Genomic DNA, 17,033 nt, shown 5'->3' on the forward strand with positions numbered 1-17,033 from the left:
GACCATGAAAGAAAAGAAAATCTTAGATTCCAAGCCTCGTTCTCCTTTACGACAAATCGCAATGGGAATTCTTTACTTTATCTTGGTTGTCGTAGCGCTTCTTCAATTATATCCGTTAGTATGGTTATTCTTATTGTCGTTGAAGACGAATCAGGAAGTATTTGGAATGTCTCCGTTCGCTTTGCCGAAATCTCCGCGATGGGAAAATTATATAAATGCTTGGTTTGATGGAGGGATCAACCAATACTTTTTCAATAGTGTCTGGTATACGATCGTCGCTGTTGTATTGACTTTGATTTTAGCCAGTTTTGTCACGTTCGCCTTGACCAGAATGGAGTGGAAATTCAAAGGTGTTGTATTGGCCCTGTTTATGATCGCTTACATGATCCCGCTTCATTCGACGCTCATTCCGTTGTTTAATATTTATAATAAAATGAACTTGATTGATAACCCCGTTTCGATCATCCTTTCGTATACGACCTTTAACTTGCCGATTACGATTATGATTTTGCTGGGATTTTATCAGTCGTTGCCGCGCGAAATCGAAGAAGCGGCGGTAATGGACGGGTGCTCTGTTCATCGCATTTTTTTCCGCATCACATTGCCGATGACAGCGCCTGTTCTTGCGACTACAGCTATTATCAACATGATTTACAATTGGAATGAGTTTGTGTTTGTCAACACGTTCATTAGTTCGGAAAAATGGAAAACGATCACAGTCGGAGTCAATAATTTTGTCGGCCAATATCTCACCGACTGGGGGGCCATCGGCGCGACTTTGGTGATCAGCATTTTGCCGATTTTGATTGTGTACTTATTCTTGAGCGATCGAATTATTGAAGGATTGGTTGCCGGTTCGGTAAAAGGATGATGTCATATGTGATTGTGGTCAAGTTTGTTTGTGTTATATACAAACTAAATGAAATATAGTATGATGAAAATGATCAAATCGTTGCTTTTTCCATCGTTGGAGAGGGGGAGAGAGGTTGCGGATTAGGAAAGAAACATGGTCTCGTTTCAACGGAAAAGAAGTTCTTTTATTTACGTTGACAAACGACCGCGGCATGGAACTGTCCACGACAAACTACGGATGCATCGTGACGGACCTCCGCGTTCCCGACCGGAACGGCAACATCGAAAACGTCGTGCTCGGGTTTGGACGATTTGAACCGTATGTTGAGAACGCCCCTTATTTCGGCGCCGTAATCGGCCGGGTGGCGGGGCGCATTCGCGGGGCGAGCTTCGAACTTGATGGAATCACATATCAACTGGCGAAAAACGAACACAACAACCACTTGCACGGCGGTCCGAACGGATTCCACCGCGTGCTTTGGCAGGCCGAGCCCGTTCAGCGCGATGATGCGGTCGGGGTCGTCTTTTCGTACACAAGCCCAGACGGGGAGGAAGGGTACCCGGGAACGGTTCATGTTCAAGTGGAATATTGGCTGAACAATGACAACGAATGGATCGTCACACACCGGGCTCGTTCGGACAAAACGACGCTCGTCAATTTGACGAACCATACGTATTTCAACCTAAGCGGCAACGGCAAGCGCGATATATTGGACCACACGCTGACAATCCAAAGCTCGCGCGTGCTCGAATTGAATGAGGAGCTCGTTCCGACAGGCCGCGTCTTGGATGTCGCTGGCACGCCGTTTGACTTGCGGCAAGGAAAGGTGATCCGGGAGGCGGTCGAATCCGGGCATCCGCAAATTGAACTCGTCGGTGGGGGCTATGACCATCCGTTTTGGCTCGATCGGCATCATGACAAAGAGATTGTGCTTTCCGACCCGGAGAGCGGGCGGGTGCTGACGGTGGAGACGGACGAAGTCGGCGTGGTGGTGTATACATCGAACCAGCTGCCGGAAGGGTTGGATCTAGGCGGCGTGTCGTCGCGGAAATATTTAGGCATCTGCCTGGAAACGCAAGGGCTGCCGGATGCGATCCATCATCCGCAGTTTCCGTCGATCGTATTGCCGGCTGGCCAAGAGCGAGCATCAACGACGGTCTATCGATTTGGCATCATTTGAATCAATGGAGGAAAGATAGAGGAATGATTGAACATGTAGAGACGCCGCACAAATTGGTCGCCCTGACGTTTGATGATGGACCGAATCCGGTTTATACATTGAACGTATTGGAGATATTGGAGGAAGTATCTGGAAAAGCGACCTTTTTTATGATCGGAAGCCAGATGGAGAAGCATCCGGAAGTTGTAAAGGCGGTCAAAGCACAAGGACATGAAATTGGCAATCATACGTATTCTCACGCTAACCTGACTTCTCTAACGGAAGATGAGGCTTTGAGAGAAATGGAGTGGACGGATGCCATCATTACCGAGATGACTGGAGCGAAGGCCACGATTTTCCGTCCTCCTTATCTTGACTACAATGCAACTGTTGTTTCGATGTGCAACCGTTTCGGATACCAAATGATCGGTGCGCTCAATACGGATGCCCGAGACTGGGAACAACCGGGCGTTGACTATATTGTTCGGAAGAGTCGCCCCCATATAAAAAACGGGAGCATCTTGCTCTTTCATGACGGATTCGGAGATCGTTCACAAACGATCGAGGCTGTCAATATACTCGTGTCCGAATTGTATTCACAAGGTTACAAATTGATCACGGTCAGCGAATTGTTGGAGCTGCAAGCTGGAAGCAGATGAAAAAGTAGCAGTTCTCTGATGCTCTGATGATTGATCGCATGCATAGTAAGAAAAGGGGAGAGTGAGCTATTCATGCCAACCAATTTATTTTTTAACGCCCATCACTCGCCGGTTGGGGCGTTTGCCAGCTTTACGCTAGGATTCCCAGGAAAAAGCGGAGGACTAGATTTGGAACTTGCCCGACCGCCACGGCAAAATGTCTTTATTGGCGTTGAGTCGCCGCATGAGCCGGGGCTGTATCATATCCTTCCATTCGCGGAAACAGCAGGCGAGGATGAAAGCAAACGATATGACATTGAAAATCCTGATCCGAATCCGCAAAAACCAAACATTCTCATCCCGTTTGCGAAAGAGGAGATCAAGCGCGAATTCTGTGTGGCAACGGATACATGGAAAGCTGGGGATTTAACGTTTACGATTTATTCACCGGTGAAGGCCGTACCAGACCCGGAAACGGCAGACGAGGAAGAGCTCAAGCTGGCGTTGGTCCCAGCTGTCATTGTCGAGATGACGATCGATAACACGAACGGAACAAGAACACGACGGGCGTTTTTCGGATTCGAAGGCACCGACCCGTATACTTCCATGCGGCGTATCGATGATACATGCCCGCAGCTGCGCGGGGTCGGTCAAGGGCGGATTTTGAGCATTGTATCCAAGGACGAGGGTGTTCGCTCAGCGCTGCATTTTAGCATGGAGGATATCTTAACGGCGACTCTCGAAGAAAACTGGACGTTTGGGCTCGGGAAAGTCGGTGCGTTAATCGTCGATGTGCCGGCGGGAGAAAAGAAAACGTATCAATTTGCTGTTTGCTTCTATCGTGGAGGTTGCGTGACGGCGGGAATGGATGCCTCTTATTTTTACACCCGTTTCTTCCATAATATCGAAGAAGTCTGTCTTTATGCGTTAGAGCAGGCCGAGGTGTTAAAGCAGCAGGCGTTCCGTTCGAATGAACTCATTGAAAAAGAATGGCTCTCCGATGATCAAAAGTTTATGATGGCGCACGCGATCCGCAGCTACTATGGCAATACACAACTGCTTGAGCATGAAGGAAAGCCGATTTGGGTCGTCAATGAAGGCGAGTACCGGATGATGAATACGTTTGATCTCACCGTCGACCAGCTCTTTTTTGAATTGAAAATGAATCCGTGGACGGTGAAAAATGTGCTTGACTTCTATGTCGAGCGCTACAGCTATGAGGATCGTGTCCGTTTCCCAGGAGACGAGACGGAATATCCCGGTGGCATCAGCTTCACTCACGATATGGGAGTCGCCAACACGTTCTCGCGTCCGCATTACTCGTCATATGAGCTATACGGAATCAGCGGCTGCTTTTCGCATATGACGCACGAACAGCTCGTTAACTGGGTGCTTTGCGCGGCGGTATACATCGAACAAACGAAAGACTGGGCATGGCGCGACAAACGGCTCGCCCTCTTGGAGCAATGTCTTGAAAGCATGGTGCGCCGCGATCATCCGAATCCAGAAAAGCGGAACGGCGTGATGGGGCTTGACAGCACCCGCACAATGGGTGGAGCGGAAATTACAACATACGACAGTTTGGACGTTTCCCTAGGCCAAGCGCGCAACAATTTATATTTGGCAGGAAAATGTTGGGCTGCCTATGTGGCACTTGAAAAGTTGTTCCGCGATGTCGGCAAAGAAGAACTGGCTGCATTGGCAGGGGAGCAGGCGGAAAAATGCGCCGCGACGATTGTCAGTTACGTGACGGAGGACGGGTATATCCCAGCCGTGATGGGAGAAGGAAATGACTCGAAAATCATCCCGGCTATTGAAGGGCTTGTGTTTCCTTACTTTACGAACTGCCATGAGGCGTTAAGAGAAGACGGCCGCTTTGGAGACTATATTCGCGCGCTGCGCCGACATTTGCGATATGTGTTGCGGGAAGGAATTTGTCTATTCCCGGACGGGGGATGGAAAATTTCGTCGACAAGCAACAACTCGTGGTTGAGCAAAATTTACTTATGCCAGTTTATTGCCCGCCGCATTTTAGGGTGGGAATGGGATGAACAAGGAAAACGGGCTGATGCGGCTCATGTTGCGTGGCTCACGCATCCGACGCTTTCCATTTGGAGTTGGAGCGACCAAATTATCGCTGGCGAAATCAGCGGCAGCAAATACTACCCGCGCGGCGTGACGAGCATTTTATGGTTGGAGGAGGGGGAATGAAGATGAACAGCTCCCTCCCCTCCCTCCGCGATGTATTCGCGAATGATTTCCGCATCGGGGCGGCGGTCAATCCTGTGACGATCGAGATGCAAAAACAGTTGTTGATCGATCATGTCAACAGTATTACGGCAGAGAACCATATGAAGTTTGAGCATCTTCAGCCGGAAGAAGGGAAATTTACCTTTCAGGAAGCGGATCGGATTGTGGATTTTGCTTGTTCGCACCGAATGGCGGTTCGAGGGCACACACTTGTATGGCACAACCAGACTCCGGATTGGGTGTTTCAAGATGGTCAAGGCCATTTCGTCAGTCGGGATGTGTTGCTTGAGCGGATGAAATGTCACATTTCAACTGTTGTACGGCGATACAAGGGAAAAATATATTGTTGGGATGTCATCAACGAAGCGGTAGCCGACGAAGGAGACGAATTGTTGAGGCCGTCGAAGTGGCGACAAATCATCGGGGACGATTTTATGGAACAAGCATTTCTCTACGCTTATGAAGCTGACCCAGATGCACTGCTTTTTTACAATGACTATAATGAATGTTTTCCGGAAAAGAGAGAAAAAATTTTTGCACTTGTCAAATCGCTGCGTGATAAAGGCATTCCGATTCATGGCATCGGGATGCAAGCGCATTGGAGTTTGACTCGCCCGTCGCTTGATGAAATTCGTGCGGCCATTGAACGATATGCGTCCCTTGGTGTTGTTCTTCATATTACGGAACTCGATGTATCCATGTTTGAATTTCACGATCGTCGAACCGATTTGGCTGTCCCGACGAACGAAATGATCGAACAGCAAGCAGAACGGTATGGGCAAATTTTTGCTTTGTTTAAGGAGTATCGCGATGTTATTCAAAGTGTCACATTTTGGGGAATTGCTGATGACCATACATGGCTCGATAACTTCCCAGTGCAGGGGAGAAAAAACTGGCCGCTGTTGTTCGATGAACAGCATCAACCGAAACCAGCTTTTTGGCGGGCAGTGAGTGTCTGATGATATTGCTTCACGTCGCGGCGAAGAGGGAGCAGAAAATAAGGGTTCCTCTCTTTGTGAATAATTAAAAGATTTCAGAAAAGTATTGAATGTAAACAGAATTTTCATTATAATAAGAGACAGGGCTAGTATACTAGTATTACTAGTAGTAAAAAACGGCAAATAATTAGGCCGATCCCCCATCTTTGCTACATGGACTTGTGTGTCACTTGAGAGTCCATTCTCTCTTTTGTTGAAATGAAATCATGAGGACGGTACTTGTGGACGTTTTGTATAATGCGTCGTTCCAAACTAGTATACTAGAATGTTTGTAGGGCAGTTGGGGCACAATGAAATGGAGACATCCTTAATAATTGTTGAAATCGCTTTCTCAATAAGAACTTGAAAGGGGGGATTTAGAAGGGGAATCGCTATGTTTTCTTTATCAAAAAGAATGTGATCGCAGCTAAGGGGGATTGTTAGACAATGGGATTGGAGGGAGAAATATGCTAAAAAAAGCGTTTGCGGCTTTAACCGCAACTGCACTGGCGGTTGGAATGCTTGCAGGATGTACGGACAGCCAATCTTCTTCGTCCAACGAGTCTGGAGATTCAAAAGAGAAAAATGGCATTGTAACTATTACAACTGTCCGCACATTAAAGGATGATACGAAATTTCGAGAGGGGGAGGATTTGAACAACAATCCTATCACACGTTGGTCAGAAAAAGAGTTAGGAATTAAATGGAAAACGTTGTGGACAGCTCCAAACGATGAACAGTATCATAATAAAATTCGCTTAGCTTTATCATCCGGACAAAAACTGCCTGACGTATTTAAAGTGTCAGACGGGCAGTTGATCAATGATTTAATTCGTTCTGGAAAAGTGATGCCGGTCGACGAAGCTATTGAGAAATATGCGTCACCGAGATTGAAAAAGATTTATGAGCAATTTCCGGAAGCGTTTTATCCGGCGACTGTCGATGGAAAACGCTATGGAATTCCACGGTTCTCTGGAGGCAATGGTTCTGACTCCTTGCTTTGGATTCGCAAAGACTGGCTTGATAAGTTAGGTCTTCAGCCACCTAAAACAATCGAAGATCTCGAAAAAATCATGGACGCGTTTGTCAACAAAGACCCTGACGGCAATGGGAAAAAGGATACGATTGGCTTGACGCTGGCCAGCAAAAACGGATTGGCGACTTGGTTGGCCGACGGAAGCTTTATTTTCGGTGCTTATGGCAACTATGAACCTGGTTCATGGTCAAAAGGCGAAGATGGGAAGCTTGTTTACGGGTCGGTACAGCCGTCTATGAAAAAAGCGTTGGCTAAGCTGAATGAATGGTATCAAAAAGGATACTTGGACAAAGAAGTTGGTATTTTGGACGAACAGACGGCGATCAAAAGCTTTGTCGCTGGAAAATCGGGAATCATTTCTGCTCCTCCTTGGGCTGCTGGATGGCCAATCGCAGATGCGTTGAAAAATAATCCAGGAGCCGTTGTGGAACCATACCCACTGCCGAGTGGTCCGGATGGCAAAATCGGCCGGCGTGGCGAGGGATTGGTTACAGGCATGTTTTTGTTCAGCAAAGACTTTAAACATATGGATAAATTCTTCCAATACTTAGATGAAGCATACGCCTATGTGTATAATGACTCGAAATATTTTAAATACGGGTTGGCGGAAGGTTATGACTATGTGATGAAGAACGGCAAGCCTGTTTATGATGACAAGGAAATTCCAGGAGGAAGATTGGATCCAGGGGCTTATTTCATTACGGAAGCCATTCCGACCGTTCCGTACATGCTGTATGATCTAGTCGAGGAGTTGTATACAACGAAGCGTCAACCGAAAAACGCCTATGAGTATACACGAATTGTATCTTTAGGTGAGTCGTTTATGAAAGCGGCTACAATCGTCAACCAACAAAATCAATACCGCATTGAAAACGAGTTTACAGGCCCGCCCACTAAAACGATGCAAAAACGCGGAGAGTTTTTGACGAAAATGGAACGTGAAACCTTTGCCAACATCATTTACGGACGGGCGCCGCTCAGTGCATTCGATGACTTCGTGAAAAAATGGGAAGAATCTGGAGGCGAAGAAATAACAAAAGAAGTGAATGAATGGTATCAATCGGTAAAAGGAGCAAAGTAGCGGTTTCAACGATGGTGGGGTGCGGACGGGGGCGAGCAGTGAAAGAGAATTTACATCGATGTCCGCACCTGTTTTTTCAAGAGATGACGCCGAAAGGAGGAAACGGGTATGCAGTCGGCCGTCGATGTCAAAGGACAAACAACAGCGGTGGAAGCAAAGAGAGTTCAGAAAAGAAGAGGAACGTGGCAGTTGCATGTTATGTTGCTTCCTGCCCTCATCATTGTGTTGATTTTTCAATATGTTCCGATGCTAGGACTGGTCATGGCTTTTCAAGATTATGAGCCTTGGCTTGGCTTTTTGCATTCTCCTTGGGTTGGTCTCGAGCATTTTAAAACGATGTTTGAATATGAAGACGCTCGTCAAGTCATATGGAATACATTGGTCATTTCAACATTAAAAATCATCTTTAACCTCGGTGTGCCTTTGGCGTTTGCGTTGCTTCTCAACGAAGTATACGTGATGAAGTTTAAGCGGACGGTTCAAACGATCGTGTATTTGCCGCACTTTTTGTCATGGGTGATTCTGGGCGGGATTTTGATTGACATGCTTTCTCCTGAAGGGGGGATTGTTAACCGTTTTTTATCAATATTCGGTGTTAAGCCTATTTTCTTTCTTGGAGACAACGATTGGTTTCGTACCGTTGTTGTCGTTACAGATGTGTGGAAAGAATGCGGATTTAACACGATTGTATTTTTAGCTGCCCTTACTTCCATTAACCCATCGTTGTATGAAGCGGCTATCGTGGATGGAGCCAACAGGTGGCAACAAACTATTTACATTACGTTGCCTTCCATGTTGCCGATCATCATTGTGGTTGGAACGTTGTCGCTCGGAAACATTTTAAATGCCGGATTTGATCAAATTTTAAACTTGTACAATCCGCTTGTTTACAAAACGGGTGATATCATCGATACGTATGTTTACCGTGTCGGTCTCTTGAACGGGGATTTCAGTTATGCGACAGCTGTTGGATTGTTTAAATCGGTTATCAGCTTTATTCTCGTAGTCACAGGGTATCGTCTCGCTTATAAGTATGCGAACTATAAAATCTTTTAAAGGGAGGGGAGGTCTATGCATCATCACTACCAAAAAAGCTTGTCTTATAAACTATTCACTGTGTTTAACTATACTCTTTTAACGATCATTGCCGTTCTTTGCCTTTTGCCTCTCATCCATATTTTAGCCGTCTCATTCAGCGGCAGTGCAGCGGCGACCGCTAATCTGGTCGGACTGTGGCCCGTTGACTTTACGTTGGACGCTTATGAGAAAACGATTGGGAATGAAAATTTTTTGCGTTCCCTTTGGAATTCGTTTTTGCGTGTTGTATTGGGAACAGTCATTTCCATGGGAGTCATGTTATGCGCTGCCTATCCGCTGTCCAAAAGCGACGACGCCTTTCGCGGCCGGAAACTCTATATGTGGATTTTTGTGTTTACGATGTTGTTCCATGGCGGTCTCGTTCCGACTTATATGGTGGTGACGAAGCTCGGGTTGACAGATACGATTTGGGCGTTGATTTTACCGCCAGCTGTCAGCGCCTTTAACTTAATTTTGCTTGTGAACTTTTTCCGAACTTCGGTGCCGAAATCGCTTGAAGAGGCCGCTTTAATGGATGGCGCAAATCATTTCACGATTTTTTGGAAAATTTATTTGCCGATTTCGGTGCCTGCCATTGCGACGATTTCGCTCTTTACGATGGTTTTTCATTGGAACTCATGGTTTGATGGGTTGATTTATATGTCCGATGTGAAACATTACCCGTTATCTACGTTCTTACAAACGATTATTGTTCAACAGGATTTTACGAAAATGAGCGTCGATGCAGAAACATTGAAAAACTTATCTGAACGGACAGTGAAGGCGGCACAAATCTTCATCGCAGCTTTGCCGATGCTGATTGTTTATCCGTTTGTGCAAAAGTTTTTTGTGAAAGGGATTGTGTTGGGGGCGGAAAAAGAGTAACAGGAGGAGAATTCGACATGACGGCGGGATACGAACCTTGTTGGCTGCGGTATGAGCGGAAGGATCAATATAGTCGATTACGGTTTGAGGAGATTGTGGCGAAAAGAACATCGCCAATTTTTCAAGCAGCCGTGGAAGAACTCCAAAAAGGGCTTCGTTCGATGATGGAGATTGAGCCGCAAGTGGTGCAGGAAGTAAATGAAACAGCTAATTCGATTTGGCTTGGGACGCTTGAAGATGAAGAGTTCGAGCGACCATTAGAGGGAACGCTTGTTCATCCTGAAGGGTATGTGATTCGATCGGATGTCGACGATGGCCCGTTCCGTATCTACATTATTGGGAAAACAGATGCTGGTGTGTTGTATGGTGTCTTTCATTTCCTCCGATTATTGCAAATGGGTGAGAACATCGCCCAACTGTCCATCATCGAGCAGCCAAAAAACCGGTTGCGCATGATCAATCATTGGGACAATATGGATGGCAGCATTGAGCGTGGATATGCTGGTCGGTCGATTTTCTTTGTCGCTGACCAGTTTGTGAAACAAAACCAACGGATAAAAGATTATGCACGATTGCTTGCTTCTGTGGGTATTAACGCCATCTCCATCAACAATGTCAACGTACACAAAACCGAAACGAAACTCATCACCGATCACTTTTTGCCTGACGTGGCGGAAGTAGCGGATATCTTCCGAACCTACGGAATCAAAACATTTTTAAGTATCAACTACGCAAGCCCGATTGAGATTGGCGGGCTTCCAACAGCAGATCCGCTTGATCCCGAGGTGCGAAGGTGGTGGAAGGAAACGGCGAAACGCATTTATCAATATATTCCTGATTTTGGCGGCTTTGTAGTCAAAGCGGATTCCGAGTTCCGTCCTGGCCCCTTTACGTATGGGCGCGATCACGCGGAAGGGGCAAACGTGTTGGCGGAAGCGTTAGCGCCGTTTGGGGGGCTCGTCATTTGGAGATGTTTTGTTTATAACTGCCAGCAGGATTGGCGTGATCGGACGACCGATCGGGCAAAAGCGGCATATGATCACTTTAAGCCATTGGATGGACAGTTTCGTGAGAATGTCATCTTGCAAATTAAAAACGGCCCAATGGATTTTCAAGTAAGGGAGCCGGTTTCTCCGTTATTTGGCGCCATGCCGAAGACCAATCAAATGATGGAAGTTCAAATCACCCAGGAATATACGGGACAGCAAAAACATTTATGCTTCTTGATTCCACAGTGGAAAGAAGCGCTTGAATTTGATACGTATGCGAAGGGCAAAGGGTCGAAAGTAAAAAAGGTAATTGATGGCTCGCTATTTGACTATCGATACAGCGGGATCGCAGGGGTATCTAATATTGGCAATGACCCAAACTGGACTGGGCATACGTTGGCGCAAGCAAACTTGTATGGATTTGGGCGGCTCGCTTGGAATCCGGATTTGTCTGCCGAAGAAATTGCCAACGAATGGGTTGTGCAAACGTTTGGGGATGATTCACGAGTCGTCGAGACGATCAGTTGGATGCTTCTATCTTCGTGGAGAATTTATGAAAACTACACCTCTCCGCTTGGCGTCGGCTGGATGGTGAACCCAGGGCACCATTATGGTCCTAATGTGGATGGATATGAATATTCGCATTGGGGGACGTACCATTATGCCGACCGCGACGGGATCGGTGTTGACCGGACGGTTGCTACGGGAACAGGATATACGGCACAATACTTTCCAGAAAATGCAGCGATGTATGAGTCGCTCGACACTTGTCCGGATGAGCTGCTCTTGTTTTTCCATCACGTTCCGTACACTCATCGGCTGCATTCAGGGGAAACGGTCATTCAACATATTTACAATACTCATTTTGAAGGGGTTGAGCAGGCGAAACAGCTGCGGAAACGATGGGAACAACTGAAAGGGAAAATCGACGAAAAACGGTATCATGATGTATTGGAACGATTGACGATCCAAGTGGAACATGCTAAAGAATGGCGAGATGTCATCAATACGTACTTTTACCGGAAGTCAGGAATAGATGACCAATACGGGCGGAAAATTTATCGGTGAATAGGGGAGAGGAGTATGAAGGTTGTAAACGTGCCAAGCAACGGGAGGGAGAAGTTTAAAAAGAATTGGAAATTTTGCGTTGGAACTGGGCGGCTTGGCCTTGCTTTGCAAAAGGAGTATTTGGACCACTTGAAACTCGTGCAAGAGAAAATAGGGTTTCGATACATCCGAGGTCATGGCTTGCTTTCCGATGATGTCGGAATTTATCGAGAAGTCGAAATCGATGGGGAAATGAAGCCGTTTTATAACTTTACGTACATCGACCGAATTGTTGATTCTTATTTAGCGTTGAATATCCGGCCGTTTATTGAACTTGGGTTTATGCCAAGTGCGCTTGCTTCAGGAGATCAAACCGTCTTTTATTGGAAAGGCAACGTTACACCCCCGAAAGATTATAACAAGTGGCGTGATCTTATCGTAGCGGTCGTTTCCCATTTCGTTGAGCGATACGGGATTGAGGAAGTGCGGACATGGCCATTTGAGGTGTGGAATGAACCTAATTTAGTGAACTTTTGGAAAGACGCCGACAAACAGGAGTATTTTAAGCTGTACGAGGTGACAGCCAGGGCGGTAAAAAGCGTTGATCCTCATTTGCAAGTCGGGGGACCGGCTATTTGCGGAGGGAGCGATGAATGGATTACGGATTTTCTCCACTTTTGCGCCGAACGTGAGGTGCCTGTTGATTTTGTCAGTCGTCATGCTTATACATCGAAGGCGCCGCATAAGAAAACGTTTGAATATTACTACCAAGAACTTGAGCCGCCAGAAGATATGTTGGAGCAATTCAAAACGGTGCGCGCCTTGATTCGCCAGTCTCCGTTTCCGCATTTGCCGTTGCATATTACCGAATATAATACATCGTACAGCCCCATCAACCCGATTCATGATACAGCGCTCAACGCAGCGTACATTGCCCGTATTTTAAGTGAGGGGGGAGATTACGTCGACTCGTTTTCGTATTGGACGTTCAGCGATGTGTTTGAGGAAATGGATGTTCCGAAGGCGTTGTTTCACGGTGGGTTCGGTCTAGTTGCGCTTCACTCGATTCCCAAACCGACATTTCATGCGTTTACGTTCTTTAATGCTCTAGGTGATGAGTTGCTGTATCGCGATTCCGAAATGATTGTGACAAGGCGGAAAGATGGATCGATTGCCGCAGTGCTTTGGAATTTAGTGATGGAAAAAGGAGAAGGATTTACAAAAGAAGTGCAGCTGGTGATTCCAGTTTCATTTTCCGCTGTTTTTATCAAGCGGCAAATCGTCAATGAGCAGTACGGGAACGCGTGGAGAGTTTGGAAACAGATGGGGCGTCCCCGCTTTCCAAGCCGTCAAGCGGTGGAAACGTTGCGTCAAGTGGCGCAGCCTCATGTGATGACGGAGCAGAGACGGGCAACGGACGGTGTGATTCATTTATCTATTGTCCTATCAAAAAACGAAGTGACATTAATCGAGATTGAGCAAGTTCGAGATGAGACAAGCACATATGTCGGCTTAGATGATGGTGAAATGACATCGTATTCTTCATGAAAGATTACTAAAGTGGTTTTGGAGGGACGAGATGGACGTAGTCACCATTGGCGAATCGATGGCTGTATTTACACCAACAAGCGTCGGCTTGATGAGACAGGCGACCACCTTTACCATGCGGATTGGCGGAGCGGAATCCAATGTCGCTGTCGGCCTTGCTCGATTAGGCCATCGTGTAGGATGGATCAGCAAGGTCGGAAGCGATGAGTTTGGAAAGGCGATTTTGTCTTTCCTGCAAGGTGAAGGGGTGGATGTCAGCCGGGTAAAAATGGATGCGGAAGCGCCGACCGGCATTTATTTTAAGGAACAAAGACGCCTCAAAGATACGCGGGTGTATTACTATCGCAAAGGATCAGCGGCGAGCAGGCTGACGCCTGCCGACTTGGATGAGAAATATATCGCGGAGGCAAAGTATTTGCATATTACGGGAATCACTCCGGCATTAAGCGAGAATTGCTGTGAGACGATCTTTACCGCCATTGCGATGGCTCGCCGTCATGGCGTGAAAATCGTTTTTGATCCAAATTTGCGGTTGAAACTATGGAATGAAGCGGATCGAGCCAAGGAAGTGATGCTTCGCATGGCAGCTGAATCAGATGTGGTTCTCCCCGGAGAAGCTGAGGCAGCGTTTTTATTCGGAAAACAATCGGTTGAGGAATGGGGAAGCCGGCTGCTTGACATGGGCGCTTCGCTCGTTGTCATTAAACTAGGCGCAAATGGTGCCCATTATTTTACGAATGCGCATCATGAGTATGTTCCAGGGTTTCCCGTTGAAAGGGTAATCGACCCTGTCGGTGCTGGGGATGGGTTTGCCGCTGGGCTACTATCTGGACTGCTTGAAGGACTTCGTTTAACAGAAGCGGTGCAGCGAGCGAATGCAGTTGGCGCCCTTGTGACAATGGTGGAGGGGGATGCTGATGGCATGCCGGAACGCGATGACGTCGAGCGTCTGATAGATCAGCGAGGGGAAGATGTTGCGCGGTAAAGGAGATGAATCTACATGAAGGCAGTCCAAATGATTCGAGAGATTGGCGTCATTCCAGTCGTCCGCGGTGCGACGGTTGATACTGTTCTTCCGCTGTCATTGGCTTTGCGGCAGGGAGGCATTCCTATCATGGAAATTACGATGGAAACAGCTGGGGCTTTGGTCGCGTTGGAAAAGGCTGCGAGGGAACTGAAAGATGTGTTGATCGGTGCGGGAACGGTGCTGGACGCTGAAACAGCACAGAGGGCGATTTCAGCTGGAGCGCGGTTTATCGTTTCTCCCTCCCTTTCGATTGACGTGATTCAGGCGGCAAAACAAAATCGGGTTGTCAGTATTGCAGGAGGATTGACGCCGACGGAAATTGTGAATGCTTTTCAGCACGGGGCTGATATGGTGAAAGTATTTCCTGCCCATGTGTTTGGGCCAAACTATATTCGAAGCATAAAGGAGCCGCTCCCCCATATCTCCCTCATCGCAACTGGAGGAATCAATCTGAAAACGGCTGGAGACTATATAAAAGCGGGAGTGGATGCCATCGGTGTCGGGAACTCGTTAGTGAAGGTTGAAGGGGCATTGGAAAAAGATCAGTGGAAGATTATTGCCGAACGGGCAGCTCAATGGGTCTCGATTGTGCACAAGGTGAGGGGAGAGAATGCGGGTGAATGAATCGCTGAGAAATTTGACAGGAAATATGTTCTTTCCTACATTGGAAGAAAAACACATGATCACGGATGTACTTTATTGTTGCCATACTAGTATATAAGAAAAAGGGGAATCGCACGGTGATCTTTACTGCCCAACAAAGCCAACAAATTAAAAGTTCTGTCAGGGGTTCAGCGCGCGACCAGTTGTACGAGATGCTAAAGGAAAAGATTTTGCGCCTTGAGCTGGAACCAGGAACAAAAATTTCCGAAAAGGAAATCGCTGAGCAATTGCATATTAGCCGCACCCCGGTGCGGGAAGCATTTCTCAAACTAGCGCAAGAAGAATTGCTTGATATTATTCCGCAAAGCGGAACCATTGTTTCGCGCATCAACTTGGAACATGTAGAGGAAGGGCGCTTTATCCGCGAGGTTGTCGAGAAAGAAGTGGCCGTTTTAGCTTGTACGAAATTGCGTCAAGATCATCTATTTGAAATGGAGAAGAATATTGCGATGCAAGAGTTGTGTGCCGAAAAAGGAAATTTTCTTGAGTTGTTTGAGCTTGATGAAAAGTTCCATCAGCTCATTTACGATGGCTGCCGAATGTTGCGCTCGTGGAAAATGGTGCAAAGTTTAAACAGTCATTTCAATCGTTTGCGTGTACTGAGACTATCATCCGATCTTGATTGGGACATTATTATTTCCCATCACAAGCAAATTTATCGGTTAATTGCGAATAAAGAGGCAGAGAAAGTGCGTCAGGTGATGGAAGAGCATTTGCGGCTTGTCGAAATAGAAAAAGACGTACTAAAAAGGCAGTATCCTCATTATTTTGTATAAGTTGTTGGAAGTTTCGCTTTGCAGGAGGGAGACAGTGTGCAGCCGTTCATTCATGAAAATTTTTTGTTGCAAAACAAGCATGCCGAAGTGTTATACCATGACTATGCTAAATCGTTGCCGATTATTGATTATCACTGCCATTTGAGCGCAAAAGAGATTGCGGAAGACCGGCGGTTTCATGATATGACGGAGCTTTGGCTCGAGGGGGATCATTACAAATGGCGGGCGATGCGGGCGCTGGGAGTCGAAGAAAAATATATTACAGGAAACGCTTCCCCTGAGGAAAAGTTTCAAGCATGGGCGAAAACGGTGCCGTATTGCATCGGGAATCCACTCTATCATTGGACGCATTTAGAGTTAAAACGCTATTTTCAAGTGGATGCCCTTCTGAATGAGCGGACGTGGCGTGAAATTTGGGATCATTGCAATGATTTATTGAGACAGGAAGGATTCTCAGCCCGCTCTTTCATTGTCAAATCTAATGTGGAGTGGATTGGGACAACGGACGATCCGCTCGATGATTTAGCTGATCATCAAGCAATTGCCCAAGATCCATCATTTCTAGTAAAGATTGTTCCGTCTTTTCGTCCTGATGCAGTCATTGAAATCAACCGCCCTTCGTTTTTAGACTATGTGGGAAAGCTAGGGGAAGCAGCTGGCCTGCCGATTCATGATTACGATCAGCTGCTGCAAGCCATTGAAAGCCGAGTGCGTTATTTTCACGAGAAAGGATGCCGGATGGCTGATCACGGCTTAGAATCGATGCCGTATTCAGAATGCGGTTGGAAGGAAGCAAACGATATTTTTCAAAAACGAAAAAATGGATTTGTCCTCAGCCGTGAGGAGGAGGAAAAATATAAAACTTTCACTTTATGTTTCTTAGCCCGATTGTACCACTCGCTTGGTTGGGTGATGCAGCTGCACATCGGTTCGATTCGAAATACAAATGAAAACTGTAGATGAGCATTTTTCATTACAATAATTTCCATGGTTAGAGAGACAAACAGGGTACCCCTTACGCGATACG

General features: G+C 46.7%; 13 protein-coding genes and 1 pseudogene. All 14 read left to right on the forward strand.

Annotated features, from left to right (window positions below; all coding sequences use genetic code 11):
- The first annotated feature begins 4 nt into the window (after positions 1–4).
- Entirely contained in the window at positions 5–871 is an 867-nt protein-coding gene (locus ABS784_RS13710; protein ID WP_015374982.1) for a carbohydrate ABC transporter permease, read from the forward strand.
- A 115-nt stretch (positions 872–986) separates the two neighbouring features.
- Positions 987–2,033 (forward strand): aldose epimerase family protein, encoded by a 1,047-nt coding sequence (locus tag ABS784_RS13715; RefSeq protein WP_352512860.1) that lies wholly within the window; start codon positions 987–989, stop codon positions 2,031–2,033.
- Between the two features lie 23 nt (positions 2,034–2,056).
- Positions 2,057–2,671 (forward strand): polysaccharide deacetylase family protein, encoded by a 615-nt coding sequence (locus ABS784_RS13720; protein WP_352512862.1) that lies wholly within the window; start codon positions 2,057–2,059, stop codon positions 2,669–2,671.
- A 72-nt stretch (positions 2,672–2,743) separates the two neighbouring features.
- On the forward strand, positions 2,744–4,861 hold the full coding sequence (locus ABS784_RS13725) for a glycoside hydrolase family 52 protein (RefSeq protein WP_352512864.1): 2,118 nt from the start codon (positions 2,744–2,746) through the stop codon (positions 4,859–4,861).
- Positions 4,862–4,863: 2 nt separating this feature from the next.
- Positions 4,864–5,859: an endo-1,4-beta-xylanase gene (locus tag ABS784_RS13730; protein WP_352512865.1), complete on the forward strand. Its 996-nt coding sequence runs from the start codon at positions 4,864–4,866 to the stop codon at positions 5,857–5,859.
- A 485-nt stretch (positions 5,860–6,344) separates the two neighbouring features.
- The gene (locus tag ABS784_RS13735; RefSeq protein ID WP_352512867.1) at positions 6,345–7,994 is read left to right on the forward strand and encodes an extracellular solute-binding protein; all 1,650 of its coding nucleotides are present in this window, start codon (positions 6,345–6,347) and stop codon (positions 7,992–7,994) included.
- A 108-nt stretch (positions 7,995–8,102) separates the two neighbouring features.
- Positions 8,103–9,050, forward strand: a complete 948-nt coding sequence (locus tag ABS784_RS13740; protein ID WP_352512869.1) for an ABC transporter permease — start codon at positions 8,103–8,105, stop codon at positions 9,048–9,050.
- Between the two features lie 15 nt (positions 9,051–9,065).
- Positions 9,066–9,956 carry a carbohydrate ABC transporter permease gene (locus ABS784_RS13745; RefSeq protein WP_015374977.1) on the forward strand — a complete coding sequence of 297 codons (891 nt, stop codon included), beginning with the start codon at positions 9,066–9,068 and terminating at the stop codon, positions 9,954–9,956.
- Positions 9,957–9,973: 17 nt separating this feature from the next.
- A complete protein-coding gene (locus ABS784_RS13750; protein ID WP_352512871.1) occupies positions 9,974–12,013 on the forward strand; it encodes an alpha-glucuronidase family glycosyl hydrolase in 2,040 nt (679 codons plus the stop codon).
- Between the two features lie 15 nt (positions 12,014–12,028).
- A complete protein-coding gene (locus ABS784_RS13755) occupies positions 12,029–13,540 on the forward strand; it encodes a GH39 family glycosyl hydrolase (protein WP_352512873.1) in 1,512 nt (503 codons plus the stop codon).
- 31 nt (positions 13,541–13,571) lie between these two features.
- Entirely contained in the window at positions 13,572–14,525 is a 954-nt protein-coding gene (locus ABS784_RS13760) for a sugar kinase (protein ID WP_352512875.1), read from the forward strand.
- A 15-nt stretch (positions 14,526–14,540) separates the two neighbouring features.
- Complete coding sequence (locus ABS784_RS13765; RefSeq protein ID WP_352512876.1) at positions 14,541–15,191, forward strand: bifunctional 4-hydroxy-2-oxoglutarate aldolase/2-dehydro-3-deoxy-phosphogluconate aldolase; 651 nt, start codon at positions 14,541–14,543, stop codon at positions 15,189–15,191.
- 116 nt (positions 15,192–15,307) lie between these two features.
- Positions 15,308–16,006: a GntR family transcriptional regulator gene (locus tag ABS784_RS13770; protein ID WP_352512883.1), complete on the forward strand. Its 699-nt coding sequence runs from the start codon at positions 15,308–15,310 to the stop codon at positions 16,004–16,006.
- 36 nt (positions 16,007–16,042) lie between these two features.
- Positions 16,043–16,957 (forward strand): annotated as a pseudogene (gene uxaC, locus ABS784_RS13775) (glucuronate isomerase); the annotation flags it as partial.
- Between the last annotated feature and the right edge of the window lie 76 nt (positions 16,958–17,033).

The sequence above is a fragment of the Geobacillus sp. G4 genome (assembly GCF_040327975.1).
Classification (GTDB): Bacteria; Bacillota; Bacilli; order Bacillales; family Anoxybacillaceae; genus Geobacillus; species Geobacillus thermoleovorans.

Coding starts and splice junctions, on each gene's coding strand:
- ABS784_RS13710 (WP_015374982.1), top strand. CDS start 5: ATGAAAGAAAAGAAAATCTTAGATTCCAAGCCTCGTTCTCCTTTACGA.
- ABS784_RS13720 (WP_352512862.1), top strand. CDS start 2,057: ATGATTGAACATGTAGAGACGCCGCACAAATTGGTCGCCCTGACGTTT.
- ABS784_RS13725 (WP_352512864.1), top strand. CDS start 2,744: ATGCCAACCAATTTATTTTTTAACGCCCATCACTCGCCGGTTGGGGCG.
- ABS784_RS13730 (WP_352512865.1), top strand. CDS start 4,864: ATGAACAGCTCCCTCCCCTCCCTCCGCGATGTATTCGCGAATGATTTC.
- ABS784_RS13735 (WP_352512867.1), top strand. CDS start 6,345: ATGCTAAAAAAAGCGTTTGCGGCTTTAACCGCAACTGCACTGGCGGTT.
- ABS784_RS13740 (WP_352512869.1), top strand. CDS start 8,103: ATGCAGTCGGCCGTCGATGTCAAAGGACAAACAACAGCGGTGGAAGCA.
- ABS784_RS13745 (WP_015374977.1), top strand. CDS start 9,066: ATGCATCATCACTACCAAAAAAGCTTGTCTTATAAACTATTCACTGTG.
- ABS784_RS13750 (WP_352512871.1), top strand. CDS start 9,974: ATGACGGCGGGATACGAACCTTGTTGGCTGCGGTATGAGCGGAAGGAT.
- ABS784_RS13755 (WP_352512873.1), top strand. CDS start 12,029: ATGAAGGTTGTAAACGTGCCAAGCAACGGGAGGGAGAAGTTTAAAAAG.
- ABS784_RS13760 (WP_352512875.1), top strand. CDS start 13,572: ATGGACGTAGTCACCATTGGCGAATCGATGGCTGTATTTACACCAACA.
- ABS784_RS13765 (WP_352512876.1), top strand. CDS start 14,541: ATGAAGGCAGTCCAAATGATTCGAGAGATTGGCGTCATTCCAGTCGTC.